19 protein-coding genes are annotated in these 16,943 nt (G+C 73.4%); 8 read left to right on the top strand and 11 right to left on the bottom strand.

What is annotated here, in order from left to right; genetic code table 11:
• Positions 1-43: 43 nt before the first annotated feature.
• Positions 44-691 carry a histidine phosphatase family protein gene (locus ABZ885_RS02630; protein ID WP_360182648.1) on the bottom strand — a complete coding sequence of 216 codons (648 nt, stop codon included), beginning with the start codon at positions 689-691 and terminating at the stop codon, positions 44-46.
• Between the two features lie 63 nt (positions 692-754).
• Positions 755-2,083 carry a glutamate-1-semialdehyde 2,1-aminomutase gene (gene hemL / locus ABZ885_RS02635; RefSeq protein ID WP_360182552.1) on the bottom strand — a complete coding sequence of 443 codons (1,329 nt, stop codon included), beginning with the start codon at positions 2,081-2,083 and terminating at the stop codon, positions 755-757.
• Positions 2,084-2,526: 443 nt separating this feature from the next.
• On the opposite strand from hemL, the gene ABZ885_RS02640 reads away from it, so the two are divergent.
• On the top strand, positions 2,527-3,015 hold the full coding sequence (locus ABZ885_RS02640) for a hypothetical protein (RefSeq protein ID WP_063348869.1): 489 nt from the start codon (positions 2,527-2,529) through the stop codon (positions 3,013-3,015).
• Between the two features lie 72 nt (positions 3,016-3,087).
• On the opposite strand, the gene ABZ885_RS02645 is transcribed toward ABZ885_RS02640, so the two are convergent.
• The 7 genes from ABZ885_RS02645 to ABZ885_RS02675 all read right to left on the bottom strand — a co-directional run bounded on the left by ABZ885_RS02645 (position 3,088) and on the right by ABZ885_RS02675 (position 11,579).
• The gene (locus tag ABZ885_RS02645; protein ID WP_360182555.1) at positions 3,088-3,801 is read right to left on the bottom strand and encodes a winged helix-turn-helix domain-containing protein; all 714 of its coding nucleotides are present in this window, start codon (positions 3,799-3,801) and stop codon (positions 3,088-3,090) included.
• A 409-nt stretch (positions 3,802-4,210) separates the two neighbouring features.
• Complete coding sequence (locus tag ABZ885_RS02650) at positions 4,211-5,692, bottom strand: MFS transporter (protein WP_360182558.1); 1,482 nt, start codon at positions 5,690-5,692, stop codon at positions 4,211-4,213.
• A 91-nt stretch (positions 5,693-5,783) separates the two neighbouring features.
• Entirely contained in the window at positions 5,784-6,272 is a 489-nt protein-coding gene (locus ABZ885_RS02655) for a MarR family winged helix-turn-helix transcriptional regulator (RefSeq protein WP_360182561.1), read from the bottom strand.
• Between the two features lie 153 nt (positions 6,273-6,425).
• The gene (locus ABZ885_RS02660) at positions 6,426-7,697 is read right to left on the bottom strand and encodes a hypothetical protein (RefSeq protein ID WP_360182564.1); all 1,272 of its coding nucleotides are present in this window, start codon (positions 7,695-7,697) and stop codon (positions 6,426-6,428) included.
• A 67-nt stretch (positions 7,698-7,764) separates the two neighbouring features.
• Positions 7,765-9,165 (bottom strand): ATP-grasp domain-containing protein, encoded by a 1,401-nt coding sequence (locus ABZ885_RS02665; RefSeq protein ID WP_360182567.1) that lies wholly within the window; start codon positions 9,163-9,165, stop codon positions 7,765-7,767.
• 247 nt (positions 9,166-9,412) lie between these two features.
• Positions 9,413-11,083, bottom strand: coding sequence for an RICIN domain-containing protein (locus ABZ885_RS02670; protein ID WP_360182570.1), 1,671 nt, complete (start codon positions 11,081-11,083; stop codon positions 9,413-9,415).
• A 256-nt stretch (positions 11,084-11,339) separates the two neighbouring features.
• A complete protein-coding gene (locus ABZ885_RS02675; protein ID WP_238863700.1) occupies positions 11,340-11,579 on the bottom strand; it encodes a chaplin in 240 nt (79 codons plus the stop codon).
• A 232-nt stretch (positions 11,580-11,811) separates the two neighbouring features.
• Between ABZ885_RS02675 and ABZ885_RS02680 the strand changes: the two genes are divergently transcribed.
• From ABZ885_RS02680 to ABZ885_RS02695, 4 genes are all read left to right on the top strand, one after another.
• Positions 11,812-12,063 carry a chaplin gene (locus ABZ885_RS02680; RefSeq protein WP_360182573.1) on the top strand — a complete coding sequence of 84 codons (252 nt, stop codon included), beginning with the start codon at positions 11,812-11,814 and terminating at the stop codon, positions 12,061-12,063.
• A 318-nt stretch (positions 12,064-12,381) separates the two neighbouring features.
• A complete protein-coding gene (locus ABZ885_RS02685; RefSeq protein WP_238863698.1) occupies positions 12,382-12,624 on the top strand; it encodes a chaplin in 243 nt (80 codons plus the stop codon).
• A 110-nt stretch (positions 12,625-12,734) separates the two neighbouring features.
• Complete coding sequence (locus ABZ885_RS02690; RefSeq protein WP_360182576.1) at positions 12,735-13,007, top strand: chaplin; 273 nt, start codon at positions 12,735-12,737, stop codon at positions 13,005-13,007.
• Positions 13,008-13,127: 120 nt separating this feature from the next.
• Positions 13,128-13,493 (top strand): hypothetical protein, encoded by a 366-nt coding sequence (locus ABZ885_RS02695; protein WP_360182579.1) that lies wholly within the window; start codon positions 13,128-13,130, stop codon positions 13,491-13,493.
• 95 nt (positions 13,494-13,588) lie between these two features.
• On the opposite strand, the gene ABZ885_RS02700 is transcribed toward ABZ885_RS02695, so the two are convergent.
• Positions 13,589-14,245 carry a hypothetical protein gene (locus ABZ885_RS02700; protein ID WP_360182582.1) on the bottom strand — a complete coding sequence of 219 codons (657 nt, stop codon included), beginning with the start codon at positions 14,243-14,245 and terminating at the stop codon, positions 13,589-13,591.
• 299 nt (positions 14,246-14,544) lie between these two features.
• On the opposite strand from ABZ885_RS02700, the gene ABZ885_RS02705 reads away from it, so the two are divergent.
• The 3 genes from ABZ885_RS02705 (at position 14,545) to ABZ885_RS02715 (ending at position 15,818) form a co-directional block, all read left to right on the top strand.
• Entirely contained in the window at positions 14,545-14,889 is a 345-nt protein-coding gene (locus ABZ885_RS02705) for a rodlet layer protein (RefSeq protein WP_238863694.1), read from the top strand.
• 103 nt (positions 14,890-14,992) lie between these two features.
• Positions 14,993-15,337 (top strand): rodlet layer protein, encoded by a 345-nt coding sequence (locus ABZ885_RS02710; protein WP_360182585.1) that lies wholly within the window; start codon positions 14,993-14,995, stop codon positions 15,335-15,337.
• 220 nt (positions 15,338-15,557) lie between these two features.
• On the top strand, positions 15,558-15,818 hold the full coding sequence (locus ABZ885_RS02715) for a hypothetical protein (RefSeq protein WP_360182588.1): 261 nt from the start codon (positions 15,558-15,560) through the stop codon (positions 15,816-15,818).
• 108 nt (positions 15,819-15,926) lie between these two features.
• Here ABZ885_RS02715 and hemB read toward each other — a convergent pair whose 3' ends face one another.
• Positions 15,927-16,907 (bottom strand): porphobilinogen synthase, encoded by a 981-nt coding sequence (gene hemB, locus ABZ885_RS02720; protein WP_360182591.1) that lies wholly within the window; start codon positions 16,905-16,907, stop codon positions 15,927-15,929.
• Positions 16,908-16,943: the final 36 nt, after the last annotated feature.

Here is a 16,943-nt window from a genome sequence, read left to right on the forward strand (position 1 = left end):
GAGTGATCCGGCTCATACTTACGCCCGGCTTACGCGCCCGGCGTCAGGCGCCGAAGCTCTTGCCCACCGGCTTGCTCTTGCCGCCCTTGCCGACCAGGTGCGCGGGCAGCAGGTCGCGGGCCGGCTCGCGGTAGCCGACCGAGACGATCCTGTCGCCCTCGTAGGTGAAGCTGGTCAGCGAGGCCAGCGAGCACTGCCGGTTGCGCGGGTCGTGCCAGAGCCGGCGGCGCTCCACGAAGGAGCGGACGATCCAGATCGGCAGCTGGTGGCTGACGCAGACCGCCTCGTGCCCCCGCGCGGCGTCCCGGGCCGCGGCGAGCGCGCCCATCATCCGCACCGCCTGCTCCAGGTACGGCTCGCCCCAGGAGGGCTTGAACGGGTTGGTCAGGTACTTCCAGTAGCCGGGGTTCTTCAGCGAACCGTCGCCGACCCCGAAGGTCTTGCCCTGGAAGATGTTGTCGGCCTCGATCAGCCGCTCGTCCACCGCGAGGTCCAGGCCGTGCGACTCGGCGATCGGCTGGGCCGTCTCCTGCGCCCGCTCCAGCGGGGAGGCCACCACGTGGGTGATGTCCCGGCCGGCGAGGTCCTCGGCCACCCGGTCGGCCATCTGCCGGCCCAGCTCGGAGAGCCGGTAGCCGGGCAGCCGGCCGTACAGGATGCCCTCCGGGTTGTGCACCTCACCGTGCCGCATCAGGTGGACGACGGTGATGTCCTTGGCGCTCACTGCTCAATACTCCTGGGGGCTCGGTGGGGGCTAGGCCGTGGCCTCGGCGGCCGCGCGGGCGGCGGCCGGCAGGGCGGCGGCGATCCGGTCGACGGCCCGCTGGTCGTGGGCCGCCGAGACGAACCAGGACTCGAAGGCGGACGGCGGGAGGTAGACGCCCTGGCTGAGCATCGAGTGGAAGAAGGCGTTGAACCGGAACGCCTCCTGGGTCTTCGCAAGGTCGTAGTCGGTGACCACGTCCTCGGTGAAGAACACCGAGAACATGTTCCCGGCGGTCTGCAGCCGGTGCGCCACGCCCTCCTTGCCCAGGGCGTCCGACACCAGGCCGGCGATCTCCGCGGCCACCCGGTCCAGCGTGGCGTACACCTCGTCGGTGCAGCCGCGCAGCTGGGCCAGGCCGGCCGCGGTGGCGATCGGGTTCCCGGAGAGGGTGCCCGCCTGGTAGACCGGGCCGGCCGGCGCCAGGTGGCCCATCACGTCGGCGCGGCCGCCGAAGGCCGCGGCCGGGAAGCCGCCGCCCATCACCTTGCCGAAGGTGAGCAGGTCCGGCGCCCAGCCCTCCCGGGCCGCCTCCAGGCCGTACCAGCCGGCCCTGGAGACGCGGAAACCGGTCATCACCTCGTCCGAGATGAACAGCGCGCCGTTCTCCCGGCAGAGCCGGGCCAGGCCGCCGTTGAACCCGGGCAGCGGCGGGACGACGCCCATGTTGCCGGGCGAGGCCTCGGTGATCACGCAGGCGATCTCGCCCGGGTGCGCCCGGAAGGCCTCCTCGACGGCGGCCAGGTCGTTGTAGGGGAGCACGATGGTGTCGCCGGCCTGGGCGCCGGTCACGCCCGGGGTGTCCGGCAGACCGAAGGTCGCGACGCCGGAACCGGCGGCGGCCAGCAGTGCGTCCACATGACCGTGGTAGCAGCCGGCGAACTTCACGACCTTCGCCCGGCCGGTGAAGCCGCGGGCCAGCCGGATCGCGGACATGGTCGCCTCGGTGCCGGAGGAGACCAGGCGGACCTGCTCGACCGGGGCGACCCGGGCGACGATCTCCTCCGCCAGCTCGACCTCGCCCTGGCCGGGCGTACCGAAGGAGGTGCCGCGGGAGACCGCCTGCTGGACGGCGTCGATCACGGCGGGGTGCGCGTGGCCGAGGATCATCGGACCCCACGAGCACACCAGGTCGACGTACTCACGGCCGTCGGCGTCGGTGAGGTAGGGGCCGGTGCCGGACACCATGAAGCGCGGCGTGCCGCCCACCGCGCGGAAGGCGCGCACCGGGGAGTTGACGCCGCCGGGCGTCACGACCGAGGCGCGGTCGAAGAGCGACTGGGACTGGGGTGCTTCGTAGGGGTAGCTCACGGGAGACATGGTCTCAAATCGTGTCCTTCACCTCTGCATGTCGGACCTCATCATCTGGAACGATGATCCGGGCGAGGAAGTCTGTACGGTTATCCGTACAACGGGACCCCTGACTGACCCCGGCGACGGACCAGTCAGACTGTGCACTCGGGCTTTCCACCCGGGGTGCGCAGGGTTCCGGCGTGTGCAGGGCTGTGAAGAGGACTGCCGCGTGCCCCAGCTGGGTACGGCGGCGCATGACGGGTAAGGAGCACGTCCGGACGGACGCCGGACGTGCGGGGGTCTGTCGATTCCGGCGAATTCCGGTGAGGATGGTCCGAGTGTCCGAGGCGCAGGACGGCCACGACGAGGCCGCGGGTGGCTCCCGCAGGCCCGCCGAGGCCGCACGCGGGGGTACGGGAGCGGGAACGGGTCGTGGAGGTCGCGGTGGCGAGAGGCGGGGTGAGGGACGCGTGGGGGTGACCTACAAGTACTTCGGAGCACCCGACCGCGCCACCGCCGCCAGAGTCCCGACCGCGCTCGGTCCCGGCGGGCTCGGCCTGGACGCGGGCGAGCTCGGCTCGCTCGGGCGGCTCGGCGACCTGATGGAGACCAGCGGCTCCCCCAACGGGCACCTCTCCACCAAGATCAAGCCGGAGACCATGAGCGCCATGGTCCTCACCGGCATCCAGGGCGTCCCGCTGCACCAGGTCCCGCCGCTGGAGCTGGTCGTGCTGCACCCCGACTACGCCGTCGTCCAGCTCCCGCAGAACGTCGTCGAACCGCTGCGCAAGGCCGACGAGACCGAGCTCGGCGCCGCCGCCTTCATCTGGTCCACCGTCCCGGACCGCCGCGGGCCGCGCGACGCCTTCGTGATCTACAGCATGCTGCACGAGTGGCAGGACTTCGCCAACCGGCTGCACGAGGCCGGGCACCAGCTGTACTGCCTGGTCTGGCCCTGACACCGGTCCGGCCCTGACGAGTCCAGCCCTGACGAGTCCGGCCCTGGCGCCGGGCCGCCGCGGCGCGGGGCGTCAGGCGGCGGCCAGGTCCAGCCCCAGCAGCTCGTGGAACCCGTCGGCCCCGGCGGGGGTGAGCCGCAGCGCCCGGCCGGAGCCGATCCGCTCCACCCACTGCCGCTCGAACGCCGTCCGGTGGACGGTGGCCCCGAACACCCCGCCGAGGTGCCGGCGGCGCTCCGTCCAGTCCACGCAGCTGCGGACGGCCGGGCGCGACCGGGCCCGGGCGGGCCGCTCGGCCCCCAGCTCCGCCAGCCAGGCCCAGCCCTGCTCGGTCACCACGAGGCCCGGCTCGTCCAGCACCAGCCCGAGGGCGACGCTGGCGTCGCGCACCGCCACCCCGAGCTGTCCGGCCAGGTGGTCGTAGCAGGTGCGGGCCCGGGCCTCGGCGCTCCGCCGGGTCGACTCGCGCAGGCTGCGGGGCGGCTCCACCGGGCTCGGCCAGGCGGCCTGCGCGAAGACCGTGAGGTCCTCGATCAGGCCGGCCACCTCCGGCCCGGACAACCGGACGTACCGGTGGCGGCCCTGGCGCTCCTCGACCAGCAGGGTCGCGTCGATCAGGCGGGACAGGTGCTCACTCGCGGTGGACGCCGAGACCCCGGTGTGGCGGGCCAGTTCGCCGGCGGTCCAGGCACGGCCGTCGAGCAGCGCGGTGCACACGGTGGCACGGGTGGGATCGGCGAGCAGCGCGGCGATCCGTGCGAGCGGTACGTCCTGATCGTGCGACATGTTCCCATCATGCCGCACGCGCCGGCGGGCGGACGGGGTGTCAGGGACAGTTCGGCGGCCGCCGAAGTGTCGCGCCCTTAGCGTGAGCCGCATGACAGCCAACGTCGTGTCCGCAGCCGTCACCGACTCCTCCGCCCGCACTCCCTCCACGTCCGTCCGGAAGTCCCGGACACCGGACACCGGATGGAGCTTCGACCACCACTGAGGGGGGGTCAGAACGAGGTCCCGGGGCCGGCCCGCGCGGGGGGCGGGCCGGCCCGGGACCCGGCCTGACCACGGTCCGGGCGGACCCTCCACGCCGCCCGGGCCGTCGGGCGGACCCCCACACCGCCCGGTCGAGCGGGCGGCCCGCCGGAGTCCCCCTCCGGCAGGCCGCCCGCTCCGCTGTGTTCCGGCACCTCCCGGGCCGTCAGGCCACCGGCGCCACCGGGCGGTCCGCGGCCGCCGGGGCGGGCTTGCGCAGGACCACCGCGGTGAGCACGAAGGCCACCACGAGCAGGCCGGCCGCGACCGCGAAGGCGAGGCGGAAGCCGCCGGTGAGGGCGTCCGCAGCCGGGTGGCCCGCCGCCGCCAGGGCGGAGGTGCGGGAGCCGGCCAGGGTGGTCAGGACGGCGACACCGAGGGCGGCGCCGACCTGCTGGGTGGTGTTGAAGAGGCCGGAGGCGGTGCCCGCGTCGGCCGCGCCCGCGCCGGACATGCCCAGGGCGGTGAGGGCGGAGAGCACCAGCCCGCCGCCGCCGATCAGGAGCATGGTCGGCAGCAGGTGCGGCACGTAGTCGGCCCCGGCCGGCAGCCGGGCCAGCAGCCCAAGCGCGGCGACCAGCAGCGCCAGCCCGGCCAGCAGGACGTTGCGCTCGCCGAACCGGGCGTTGAGCCGGGCGGAGAGCAGCAGCGAGACGGCTCCGATGGCGACCGCGGCGGGGAGCATGGCCAGGCCGGTCGCGGCGGCGCCGTAACCGAGCACGTTCTGCAGGTAGAGGGCGACCAGGACCTGGAAGCCGAACATCCCGGAGATGGTCAGGACCTGCACGGCGTTGGCGCCGGTGACGTTGCGGGAGCGGAACATCCGCAGCGGCAGCAGCGGCCGGGCGGCCCGGGCCTGGCGGACCAGGAAGGCGGCCAGCAGCAGCGCGGAGAGCGCGCCGAGGCCGAGCGTGCGGGCGGAGGCCCAGCCGTGCTCGCCGGTGCCGACGATGGTGTAGATGCCGAGCATCAGGGCGGCGGTGATCAGGACGGCGCCCAGGGCGTCGGCCCCGGCCCGCAGCCCCGGGCCGTGGTCGGCGTCGAGCACCCGGACGGCGAGCAGGGCGGCGGCCAGGCCGAGCGGCAGGTTGATCAGGAAGATCCAGTGCCAGTTCAGGGCCTCGGTGAGGACGCCGCCGAGCACCTGGCCGATCGAGGCGCCGGCCGCACCGGTGAAGCTGAAGGCCGCGATCGCCCGGCCGCGCTCGCGCGGCTCGGGGAAGAGCGTGACGATCATGCCGAGGCTGACCGCGGAGGCCATCGCACCTCCGATCCCCTGGAGGAAGCGGGCGGCGATCAGCACGCCCTGGCCCGTGGCCACCGCGCAGAGCAGCGAGGCGGCGGTGAAGAGCGCCAGTCCGGCGACGAAGACCTTCTTGCGGCCGACCAGGTCGCCGAGCCGGCCGGCCAGCAGGAGCAGGCCGCCGAAGGCGATCAGGTACGCGTTGACCGTCCAGGTCAGGCCGGCGGGCGTGAAGCCGAGGTCGTCCTGGATGGCCGGCAGGGCCACGGTGACGATGGAGCCGTCCAGGATGATCATCAGCATCCCGGCACAGAGCACCGCGAGGGCGAGCACGCGGGAGCGGGCGGCGGCCCGGCTGGAGTCGGGCCGGGTCGGGGCATGCGTGAGGGGGGCGTGCGTGGTCATGGCGGGTCTCCCGGTGGGTTGAGTACCGGGTAAGACGCTAACAGATGGTTTTGTTCGGGACTATCTTTCTCGGGAAAGTCCCGTTCAGGTCTCAGCTCCGAGAGCGGCGGGCCCGCCGGACCGTCCGGTCGCTCTCCACCGGCTCCGCGAGCGGCCCGTCCACCAGTCGCGACAGCGCCGAGACGAAGGCCGTCCGCTCCCCGTCCGGCAGCGACTCCAGCACCTCGCGGTGGACCCTGTCGGCGATGGCGGTGCCCTGCACGACGGCCCGCTCCCCCGCCTCGGTGACCGAGATGATCCGGGCCCGGCGGTCGGTGGCGGACGGGCGGCGCTCGGCGAGGCCGGCCTTCTCCAGCTCGTCGACGGTGACGACCATGGTGGTCTTGTCCAGGTCGCTCAGCTCGGCCAGCTGGATCTGGGTGCGCTCGGCCTCCAGCGCGTGGAAGAGCACGCAGTAGGCGCGCGGGGTGATCCCGAGCTCGGTGAAGGCGGCCGCCATCCGGGTCGCCAGCACGTGGCTGGCGTGGTCCAGCAGACCGGAGATGTCACGGATCTGGCGCACGGGCGGGCTCGTCGTCATACAACCGAGGTTAGCAATGCCGTCCCGCGCCGGATGATCCCGTGACCAACCACCTTCCCGGCGTGCCGCCGGGAAGGCGGGGGCCCGGGTCCGGGCCGGCGGGCGTCCAGGCAGGCGGGGCCTGCGGGCCTACGAGTCTGCGGGCCTGCGGGCCTACGGGATGCCCAGCTCGAACAGCGCGTACCCGGCGTACCAGCCGGCCGCCACCGCCGGCACGGCGAACAGGCCGGCCAGGGTCGGCAGCCGCAGCCGGCGCAGCGCGAGCGCCAGGCCGATGCAGAGCGGGAAGGCGGGCAGCAGGTAGCGCGAGATGTTGCCGAAGATCTGGTTGCTGCTCAGCGCGGTGAAGACGGTCAGCAGGGTGAAGACCACCAGCACCAGCGGCGGCCGGGCGCGCAGCAGCAGCACCAGCAGCCCGGGCAGGGCGATCAGCAGGGCCACCGCGATCAGGTCGGGCACCGGGTTGGACTGCCAGAAGTCCCAGTGCCCGGTGATCACGTCCAGGAAGGTGCGGGAGGTGGAGGCGCCCCAGTCGAAGTAGCGGTTCCAGGCGCCGCGCTGCAGCTTGAAGTAGCCGCCCCAGTCGCCCATCCGGTAGCCGACCCAGGCGACGTACCAGAGCAGGCCCCAGGGGGTGATCAGCATCGCGGTCAGCGGGCGGGCGATGCCGTCGGTCCGCCGGACGAGCGCCACCAGTGCGGCGATCGAGACGGCCGCGATCAGCGCCGCCGCGGTGGGCCGGTTGAGGCCGGCCGCGAGGGCGAGCACCCCGGCGGCGACCCAGCGGCGCGTCATCACGCAGTAGCAGGCCCAGGCGGAGATCGCGACGAACAGCGAGTCCGAGTAGACCGCCCACTCCACCCCCGAACCCGGGAACAGCCCCCAGATCACGGCGGCGATCACCCCGGCCCGGAAGCCGCCGAGCCGCTCGGCGACCGCGAAGATCCCGGCCGCCGCGACGAACGAGGCGATCACCGAGACGGCGATCCCGGAGCCGTACGGACCGAGGCCGGTGACCGCGCCGACCAGCCGCATCAGCCACGGGTAGAGCGGGAAGAAGGCGGCCGAGTTCTCGTAGTAGGTGGCCAGCGGGTAACCGTGCAGCGGGATCAGCTGCGGGTCGTAGCCGTTCTCGGCGATCCGCTGGTACCAGATGCCGTCCCAGGTGCCGAGCACGTCCCACGGCCGGGCACCGCCGCCGCGGCCGATCTCCTTCTTCAGGAAGTCCCCGGTGTGCGAGAGCAACAGCATGAAGACGGTCAGGCCGGTCGCCTTGACCACCGCGTACGCGCCGAGTGCGGGCGCGAACCGGTCCACCGCGGCGGCGAACCGGCCCCGGCGCTCCGTAGCCGCGGACCGGTCGTCGGCGCCGGGCGGCTCCGCGCTCGCCGGCTCCGTACTGGATGTGCTCGATGCCGTGCTCATCAGCTCTGGACTCCCCGCCCCCGCTCGTGATCGGCGCGGCCACGAAACGCGCCGCCGCCGGGCGAGCCTACGGCACGGGGGTTCGGGGGCCCGCGTCAACCTTCCGTGCCGGTCCCACGAAGGAGTAGAGCCGGTGCAGGGCGTCGACCTGGGCGCGGCCGCCCGCGGTGAGGGTGCGACCGTCCGGGGCGGTGAGGGAACGGCGGCTCACCAGCCGGGCGAGGACGGCACCGTGCTGCAGGACCGCACCGGCCGGCGGCAGGTTGACCAGCACGGTCTCGTCGGGGCCGCACTCCAGCAGGCCGGCGGCGTCGCCCCGGCGGACCAGCACGCCGTCGCGCAGCACGTACGCCCCGGCCGCCGGCACCCCGACGGCCTCCGCCGGGGCGCCGGTGTGCCGGACGGTCAGCTGCACGCCGTACGCCGGGTCCGGGTCGGGCTTGCCGAGGGTGGGGACGCCGTGCCGCTCCAGCACGTGCCGGAGCACCGTGGGCAGCCGCCCGTCCGCCCGCTCCAGCTCCAGCTCGCCGAGCAGCCAGCTGGAGCCCTGCATCCGGCAGTTGATCTCCAGGGCGAGGGCCCGGTCGTCCCGGAGGACGAAGTCCGCCCCGAAGACGCCCCGGTAGCCCAGGCCGGCCAGGCCCCAGCCGATCCGCTCGGTCGCGTCCAGGCAGCGGGCCACCGCGCGCGGAGCCAGCCGCTCGGGCGCCTCGAAGTCGCAGCCGCTGTACTGGCCGAACCCGGCGCCCGCCGCCGCGATCCCGATCAACTGCAGGGAGGGGCGCAGCACCTGCGGCAGGCCGTCCAGTCCGACGAAGCCGTGCACGTTGAGTGCGGTGTCGCCGGCGTACTCGCTGACCAGCCAGCGGTCGCGGGCGGGCAGGGCGGCCGCGTCCTCGGCGGAGCGGACCAGGTGGGTGCCGTTGCCCGCGGAGCCGCGCGGGGTCTGGGCGACGTAGACCGCGCCGAACCGGCGCCGCAGCGCGGTGTGGTCGAGCGTCCCGGCCACCACGGTGCTGGCCGGGACCGGTACGCCGAGGTGCCCGAACCACTCGCGCATCGCGGTCTTGTCGCTCAGCACCTCGGCGTCCGCCCGCAGCGGCGGCACCAGCAGCCGGGCACCGGTGGCCTCCACGGCGGCGGTCCAGTGCTCGCGGTGGCTGCCGTAGCCGGCCAGCCGCAGCTCCCGGCCGCGCCAGCGGGTGCCGGTCAGCCCGGGCAGCCGGGCGGTCAGCTCGTCCAGGCTCGCGCCGGCGGCACCGCCCGTCCGGATCAGGGTGTGCTCCTCCAGCGAGTGCAGCTCGACCCCGAAGCGCGCGGCCCAGCCGGCGTCCGCCGCCTCGGCGGACAGCAGCGCGGACAGCGCGCCGGTGCGGAGCAGTGGCAGCAGGTAGAGCGGCCGGGCGACGATCCCGAGGTGCACGGCGGGGCGGAGCAGCCGTCGGGCGTCCTCCAGAGTGGCGATCACCCGATGGATTATCCACCGCCGCGCCCGCCGGACGTCACGCCAAGGCAAGCACCGCTCAAGGCATCTGACGATGCATTAGAATCCCTCCCCCGCGGGCCGGGGTGGGCGCACGAACCAGCGCCCGCCGGCCGCCGCCCGCCCCGCCGGTCCCTCGCCCCGGCGCCCGCGTGCGCCCGTGCCGGAGCACCCTCCGGAGTGCCGCCGCCCCCGCCCGGCTGACCGGACGGGGGCGGCGGGGCGGGGCGGATCAGCCGTGGAGGTACACGATGCCGAGCTTGGTGAGCTGCCAGAGCTGGTTGGCGGCGCCGGTGTCGGCGGCGAGTTCGACGAGCCGGTTGCCCTTGGCGTCGAGGTCACCGCTCGCGGTGGCGACCCTGGACCGGTCCTGGGAGTCGGCCAGCTCGTAGAGGCCGTCGCCGGCGGGCTTGAGGACCCAGTGCTGGTTGCCGCCGCCGTTGCAGCCCCACTGCTGGAGCCGGGTGCCGGGGGCGGTGGAGCCGGCGTCGGCGTCCAGGCACATGTCCCGGTTGCCGCTGAAGTCGAGCTCGTAGGCGCCGCCCGGCTTGGCCTCCAGGACGAACGACTGGTTGAGCCCGCCGGTGGCGGCGTAGGTGATGGCGGCGCGGCCGTTGACGGAGTCGCCGTAGGTGCCGCCGCCGGTGAGGTCGAGCGCCTTCCCGTCGGCGGAGTTGGTGAGCTGGTACCAGGCGCCGTCCTCGGGCACGTCGCCGAAGGGCCTGCCGGGGGTGAGCGGCCGGATCGACGTGACGTTCTGCTGGTCGAGCGTGCAGTAGGCCTGCTGCTGGTCGGGCCGGGCGTAGAACTGGCCGAGGCAGACGCCCTCGCCGCGGTAGCCGGCCACCCGCAGGTGGTACGACTGGCGGACCATGTTCATGCACAGCCCGGGGATGCCGATCTGCGCGTCGCAGCCGTTGCGGACCCACTCGGAGAGGTTGATGACGTCCCCGTTGGTGTACTCGTACGGGGAGCTGGTCCACTCGGCACAGACCTCGTGGCCGAAGGCGACCCGCCGCTGGTCCAGGTACCGGACGCCGGGCACCTGTTCGGCCGCGGCGCGCAGGGTGTCGCTGAAGAGCGGCACCACCCAGTTGTGGCCCCAGGCGAGGTCCTCGGGGAAGGCCGGGCAGCCGTCGGCGATCTTGCCGAGGTAGTCGTTGCGCCGGATGTCGGGCGTGATCGGGTTGAAGTACGACTGGTAGACCAGCTGGTACGAGGAGTCGGCGTAGCCGGCCTTCCGCATGGTCTGCCGGATGTCCTGCAGCGCGGCGACCACCTTGGGCTGGACCCGCTTGGCCCGCTGGGTGATCTCCTCGCTGCCGATGGTGTCGCGGCAGCCCTGGTCCTTGGGGACGGGGAAGTACTGCGCGAGGCAGTGCATCATGATGCCGCTGAAGTCGAAGTCGTCGTTGGCGCCGATCGTGACGACGACCATCTTGACGTCGTACCTGCCCGCCGCCTCGGCGAGTTGGACGTCCTGCTTGCGCTCGCCGAAGTCGCCGCTGCCCGGTCCGGTGACCTTGGCCAGCTCGGGGTCGCTGACCAGGTCGCCGGTCTGGGCGCCCGAGCAGGCCAGGTCGACCGGGGTGACGTCGGGGATGCCGGTGACGAAGATCTCCGACTTCGGGTGCCGGTGGCAGTAGTCGGAGGGGTTGTCGGTCTCCGGGAAGTAGCCGTCGCCGGTGTCGGTGCCGGCGCCCTCCCCGGAGATCGCGCTGTCGCCGAGGGCGACGATCGCGGCCGGTTTGGCGGTGCCGGCCGCGGGTGCGGCGACGGCGCCGGGGGCACCGGCCAGGCCGAGGGCGACGACGAGGGCGCCCGTCGCGAGCAGTGCGGCGTACGGGGAGCGGCGCGCGGCCGGCCGGGGTCGGCGCGCACCTGACAATCGTGACCTGATCACACGCAACTCCTTGCGGGGTGGGGGATCCCGCCCGGCCGAGGGGCGCCGGACGCATCGGAGCAAAGAAAGGTGAGCAGGTCTCACATTCTAGGTACCGACCGGTAACGCAACAAGGCTTGTGACGGCGCCGGGAGCCGCCGCCGGCGCCGCTCCGGACGGACGGCGCGCGGAGCGTCCGGAAAACGGAGAGCCGCCGCCCCGCGCCCCAGGAGGGAAGCGCGGAACGGCGGCTCGCGCCGGCCGAACCGGGCGCGGATCAGCCCGCGTTGACGCAGTGGTTGCCGAACGCCGGGTTCAGCAGGCCGATCACGTTGATGGTGTTGCCGCACAGGTTGACCGGCACGTGCACCGGGACCTGGATCTGGTTGCCGGAGATGACGCCCGGGGAACCCGCGGCGACGCCCTCGGCGCCCGAGCTGGCCATCGCGGTGCCGGCACCGGCCGCCACGATGCCTACCACGGCGGCACCGACGGCGGCCGTCTTCTTGATGCTCATAGGAGCCTCCTGACTAATCGACAGAGATGCACGGGGAGTGCGACATCTAGAACGAGACCTGCCCGACCCGGTTGCGACGGAGGGTGCTTTGTCACCCGAGTGGCCCAACGCACCCGGCGCCAGGCATTCGGGTGATCGCCCGCGGCCGGGCCGTTTCCCCCCGGGCGCTTCCTCGTTCTCCCTGGCGGAACACGCTCCACCCAGGCCCCCAGAACGAATCGAGATACCGCACATGCGCAAGCTCGCCCACGGCGTCCTCGGCACCGCGGCCACCGCCGCCATGCTGGCCGCCGGCGCCGGCGTCGCCTCCGCCCACCACACCCACGGCGCTTCCGCCGAGGGCGTGGCGGCCGGTTCGCCCGGCGTGGCCTCGGGCAACCAGATCCAGGTCCCGGTGCACATCCCGGTGAACGTGTGCGGCAACTCGGTCGACCTGGTCGGCCTGCTCAACCCGGCGTTCGGCAACCACTGCGCGAACGCCTGACCCAGCGCCGAACGGCCGCCCGGCGCACCCCGCCGGGCGGCCCACCGACTCCGGGAGATCCGCCGCCGGTCCGAGCCCGTCCGGAATTACTCCTGGTCGCGCGTCTGCACGAATTGTTCCCGGCCGTGCGGGAATTGGTTCGCGACGCGCGGTGACGCGGCCGCCGCCCATCGTCCAAGCCACGGGCGACACGCGCCACTTGGGCCGCCAGAGTGACAATCACGGCATTCCCAGAAGCCAGCGGGCGATGATTTCCTTTCGCCCGGCTCCCGACTATTTCCCATTTACGGTCGGGCAGAAAACGGAGGAAGAACCCACATGCGTAACCTCAAGAAGGCCGCCGCCCTGTCCCTCGCCACCGCCGGCCTGGTCGTCGGCGCGGCCGGCGGCGCGTTCGCCAGCTCCGGTGCCGAGGGCGTCGCCGCCGGCTCCCCCGGTGTGCTCTCCGGCAACCAGATCCAGATCCCGGTGCACATCCCGGTCAACGTCTGCGGCAACTCCATCGGCATCGTCAGCATCCTCAACCCGGCGTTCGGCAACCACTGCGCCAACATCGGCTGAACCGGCGGTCGCCGGTACGGCGACAGCCACCTCACCGAGTCCGTGCCGCACCCCGCTGCCGTCGGGGTGCGGCCCGCTCAACCCGTGTGTGATCGAGGAGATCAACCCCCATGCAGAACGTGAAGAAGGCCGCCGTCCTCTCCGCCGCCGCCGCCGGCCTGGTGCTGGGCGCGGCGGGTGCCGCCAACGCCAGCTCCGGCGCCGAGGGCGTCGCCGCCGGCTCCCCCGGTGTGCTCTCCGGGAACCAGCTCCAGGTGCCCGTGCACATCCCGGTCAACCTGTGCGGCAACTCCATCGACGTGATCGGCGCCCTCAACCCGGCGTTCGGCAACAGCTGCGCCAACATCGAGGCGCACCCGCAGCACGACGCGGACGACTGCTGATCCCCGATCGGCACGCATTCCGGCCGTCCTGCCCCCCGACCAGCCGGCCGGGGGGCAGTTCGGCGTACCCGGGCGCAGTCCAGCCGCCCGGGGCCCCCGATCCCCGAAGGGTGACTCCGCATGGTTTCGAAGAAGAGCGGGGCCGGCCTCGCCGCCGCCCTGGGCGCCGCGATGCTGCTCGGCGCCGGCACGGCGCACGCGGCGCCGGCCGAGGGCGGCGCCTCGCTGGCCAAGACCGACGTCGCGAAGGCGCTCGGCGGCACGACCGCCGGCCTCGGCTACGGCATCGCGCCGGTCAAGGACCTGCGCCTGGACCCGTGGGCCAACTCCTCGGCCGACGTGCTGAACAACGGCGCCACCGTCCAGCCGGACGACTCCGGCCTGGCGCCGGTCTCCACCGGGACGCTGACCGGCCCGCTGAGCGCCGGCGGCGGCGCGCGGGACCTGCCGGTGGTCGGGCAGCTGCTCGGCGCCTTGCCGGGCTGAGCCCCGGCGCCGGACACCCGGGAGCCCGGTACCCCCGTCCTCACGGAGACGGGTACCGGGCTCCCGGGCCGGCCGGACGGGCCGCGGCGGGCGGCTCAGAGGTTGGCGAGCCCGGCCACCCCGGTCTGCTGCACCACGCCGGTGGTGGTCGCGGTGGTGGTCGCGGCCAGGCCCTCCAGCGAGTCGGTGACGGAGATCCGCTCGTCCTCGTTGCCGAGCGTCGCCTTGGCGCCCGGGACGGCCTGGACCGCGCCGGTGATCAGCCGCGGGTCGACCTCGCCGACCTTGAGCGCGCCGTCGGCCAGCTGGCCGGTGCCGTCCTGGGCGAGCGCGAGCGGCTTGCCGAGGCCCACCCCGGGGGTGTCGGCGTGCAGCGGCGCGGCCGGGGCCTCCAGCAGCACCTCGCCGAGGTCGGCGCCCTGGTCGACCAGCGGCAGCGGCAGCTCGGCCTTGGCCGTCGGCCCGACCTTGCCGGTGCCGAGCGCCGGGACGAGCCGGTCCGGGAGCAGCTCGGTGCCGGTGGTCCGGCCGGGTACGGGCGGCATCACCAGGGACGTCGGGATGCCGCCGGAGATCCGGCTGTCCAGCGGGGCGAGCGGCACGTCGACCGGGACCTGCTGGGTGGCCAGCCTGTCCTCCAGAGCCCCGACCTGGTCGGGGTTGAGGACGGCCGCGGACGCCGCCCCCGGGGAGGCGAGCATGCCCGCACCGACCGCCAGCAGCATCGCGCCGGCCCGCTTGGAGAACTTCATGCTTTTCACCGTTCTGCTGTCCGTACTGGGGATCTGGGGGGTCGGCTGCGCTGGCGCAGCCGGAAAGCACTCTGTCTCAACGAGTCACCCGGAGCCCGGATTGCGGCGGTTAACCGGTTCGGCCTAATAATCCGACCGGAAACGCCTTCCGGCCGCGCCTCCCGGACTCTTTTCAAAAATCCCCGTAACCTTCCGTGCCGTCATTCTTTGATCTGAATGTCAGTGACCGCAGACCGGGTCTGAGCGTTGTACGCGTTGTACGCACGGAAACCAAAAGCTTTTCAGAGAGGGATCTCCCCATGATCCAGAAGTCCTTCGCCGCCGCCGGCCTGGCCGTCGCCGCGCTGGCCGCCGCCGCGGCGCCGGCCTCGGCCATCGCGGACTCGGACGGCTCCGCCGCGTCCCTCCAGGGCAACGGCGGGACCAACTTCACCGGCACCGTCGGCGACAACAGCCCGAACTTCCACTTCCTGGACAACGCGAACGTCTGCCTCCCCGAGATCCACAACATCGCGGTCGGCGTGCTCGGCGTGGCCGTCCCGGTCGAGGTCCCGATCGCCAACAGCGGTGGCAAGCAGTACTGCACCCAGGGTCAGGGCACCCAGAGCAAGGGCGACGCCGGCGTCTCGCACCTGATCGGCTGACCCGCTCCCCCAGCCGCACCACCCCCCTGCACCACCCCCTGCACCACCCCCTGCACCACCCTTCGAATCGCTCCCCGATTCACCCCCGAGAGGAAACCCAGAAATGATCAAGAAGACCCTCGCCGCCGCCGGCCTGGCCGCCGCCGCCATCGCGATGTCCGCCGGCTCGGCCTCCGCCATCGCCGACTCGGACGGCTCGGCCGTCTCCGCCCAGGGCAACGGCGGCACCAACCAGACCGGCACCCACGGCAACGGCAGCCCGAACTTCCACACCCTGGACAACGCGAACGTCTGCCTTCCCGAGGTGCACAACATCGCGGTCGCCGTCATCGGTGTCGCGGTTCCGGTCGAGGTCCCGGTTCTCAACAGCACCCCGAAGCAGATCTGCAACGTCGGCCAGAACACCCAGTCCTCGGGCGACGCGGGTGTCTCGCACCTGATCGGCTGATCCAGGGGCATGGCGCGGACGGAGGGCCCGGGGACTTCTCCCCGGGCCCTCCGGGCTTGAGGGATCGAGTGTCCGGCCGGGCCGCCTCGTTCGGGTGCGGTCCGGCCGGGTGACAGGCCGTCGGCGCGGCGCGTGGGGCGCCCCGGCGGACGGCAGCGTGTGTTCACGTGATCAGTGGCAGAGCACTCCTGACGAGTGCTCCGAACGAGAGGGCAGATCCATGAAGAGCAAGCTGGGCAAGGCCGCACTGACCGCCTTCGGCGCGCTGGCGCTGGTCGGCGTCGCCACCCCGGCGTTCGCCCACGTCGGCCTGGCCGGCGGCGGCGAGTTCGTCGCGTCGGCGCACCCGGTGTTCGCGGCCGGCGAGTGGTGGGGCGTCGGCCACACCTCGCACATCCTCACCGGTGCCCACGGCTTCGGTGCCGCCACCTCCACCGACCTCGCCGGCGGCGAGGAGGGCTTCGCCCACATCGGCGACTGACGACTGCCGGCGGCAAACGCCGAGGCCGGGCCCCTCCCGTGGGAGGAGCCCGGCCTTCCGGCGTACGGCGCTTTCCGGTGTGCGCTGCGTCCGGTGTGCGGCGCGGCGCTACCCGACCATCGCGGCGGCTTCGAGCGCCCAGTAGGTGAGGATCTGCTGGGCGCCGGCCCGGCGGATCGAGGTCAGCGTCTCCAGGATCATCCGCTCCCGGTCGATCCAGCCGTTCGCCGCGGCCGCCTCGACCATCGCGTACTCGCCGGAGACCTGGTAGGCCGAGACCGGCACCGGCGAGGCGTCGGCCACCTGCCGCAGGATGTCAAGGTAGGCCATGGCCGGCTTCACCATCACCAGGTCCGCGCCCTCGGCGAGGTCCTGCTCCAGCTCGCGCAGCGCCTCCCGGGCGTTCGCCGGGTCCTGCTGGTAGCTCTTGCGGTCGCCCTTGAGCGAGGAGCCGACCGCCTCCCGGAACGGGCCGTAGAACGCCGAGGCGTACTTGGCGGTGTAGGCCAGGATGCCCACGTCCTGGTGCCCGGCCTCGTCCAGCGCCCGGCGGACGACGCCGATCTGGCCGTCCATCATCCCGGACGGGCCGACCAGGTGGACGCCGGCGTCGGCCTGCACCCGGGCCATCTCGGCGTAGCGCTCCAGCGTCGCGTCGTTGTCCACGCTGCCGTCGGCGGCCAGCACGCCGCAGTGGCCGTGGTCGGTGTACTCGTCCAGGCAGAGGTCGGACATCACCACCAGGGAGTCGCCCACCTCGGAGACCACGTCCCGGATCGCCTGCTGCAGGATGCCGTCCGGGTTGGTGCCCTCGCTGCCGACGGCGTCCTGCACCGCGGGCACGCCGAACAGCATGACCCCGCCCAGGCCCGCCTCGGCGGCCTCGACGACGGCCTTGCGCAGGGTGTCGCGGGTGTGCTGGACCACGCCCGGCATCGACGTCACCGGGACCGGCTCGCTGACGCCCTCGCGGACGAACAGCGGCAGGATCAGCTCGGCCGGGTGCAGCCGGGTCTCGGCGACCAGCCGGCGCATCGCCGGGGTCTGACGGAGCCGGCGGGGGCGAACGTACGGGAATTCAGCGGACACGGCTTCTCTCTCCGAACGGTTGTGCAGCGCCGGGGG

Origin of the sequence: Kitasatospora sp. NPDC047058, assembly GCF_040643935.1 — a bacterium.
Taxonomy (GTDB): Bacteria; Actinomycetota; Actinomycetes; order Streptomycetales; family Streptomycetaceae; genus Kitasatospora.

Excerpts from the sequence above, each read along its gene's own strand:
- ABZ885_RS02630 (WP_360182648.1), bottom strand. The coding sequence starts at position 691 with ATGCGGCACGGTGAGGTGCACAACCCGGAGGGCATCCTGTACGGCCGG.
- hemL (WP_360182552.1), bottom strand. The coding sequence starts at position 2,083 with ATGTCTCCCGTGAGCTACCCCTACGAAGCACCCCAGTCCCAGTCGCTC.
- ABZ885_RS02645 (WP_360182555.1), bottom strand. The coding sequence starts at position 3,801 with ATGTCGCACGATCAGGACGTACCGCTCGCACGGATCGCCGCGCTGCTC.
- ABZ885_RS02650 (WP_360182558.1), bottom strand. The coding sequence starts at position 5,692 with ATGACCACGCACGCCCCCCTCACGCATGCCCCGACCCGGCCCGACTCC.
- ABZ885_RS02655 (WP_360182561.1), bottom strand. The coding sequence starts at position 6,272 with ATGACGACGAGCCCGCCCGTGCGCCAGATCCGTGACATCTCCGGTCTG.
- ABZ885_RS02660 (WP_360182564.1), bottom strand. The coding sequence starts at position 7,697 with ATGAGCACGGCATCGAGCACATCCAGTACGGAGCCGGCGAGCGCGGAG.
- ABZ885_RS02675 (WP_238863700.1), bottom strand. The coding sequence starts at position 11,579 with ATGAGCATCAAGAAGACGGCCGCCGTCGGTGCCGCCGTGGTAGGCATC.
- ABZ885_RS02680 (WP_360182573.1), top strand. The coding sequence starts at position 11,812 with ATGCGCAAGCTCGCCCACGGCGTCCTCGGCACCGCGGCCACCGCCGCC.
- ABZ885_RS02685 (WP_238863698.1), top strand. The coding sequence starts at position 12,382 with ATGCGTAACCTCAAGAAGGCCGCCGCCCTGTCCCTCGCCACCGCCGGC.
- ABZ885_RS02690 (WP_360182576.1), top strand. The coding sequence starts at position 12,735 with ATGCAGAACGTGAAGAAGGCCGCCGTCCTCTCCGCCGCCGCCGCCGGC.
- ABZ885_RS02695 (WP_360182579.1), top strand. The coding sequence starts at position 13,128 with ATGGTTTCGAAGAAGAGCGGGGCCGGCCTCGCCGCCGCCCTGGGCGCC.
- ABZ885_RS02700 (WP_360182582.1), bottom strand. The coding sequence starts at position 14,245 with ATGAAGTTCTCCAAGCGGGCCGGCGCGATGCTGCTGGCGGTCGGTGCG.
- ABZ885_RS02705 (WP_238863694.1), top strand. The coding sequence starts at position 14,545 with ATGATCCAGAAGTCCTTCGCCGCCGCCGGCCTGGCCGTCGCCGCGCTG.
- ABZ885_RS02710 (WP_360182585.1), top strand. The coding sequence starts at position 14,993 with ATGATCAAGAAGACCCTCGCCGCCGCCGGCCTGGCCGCCGCCGCCATC.
- ABZ885_RS02715 (WP_360182588.1), top strand. The coding sequence starts at position 15,558 with ATGAAGAGCAAGCTGGGCAAGGCCGCACTGACCGCCTTCGGCGCGCTG.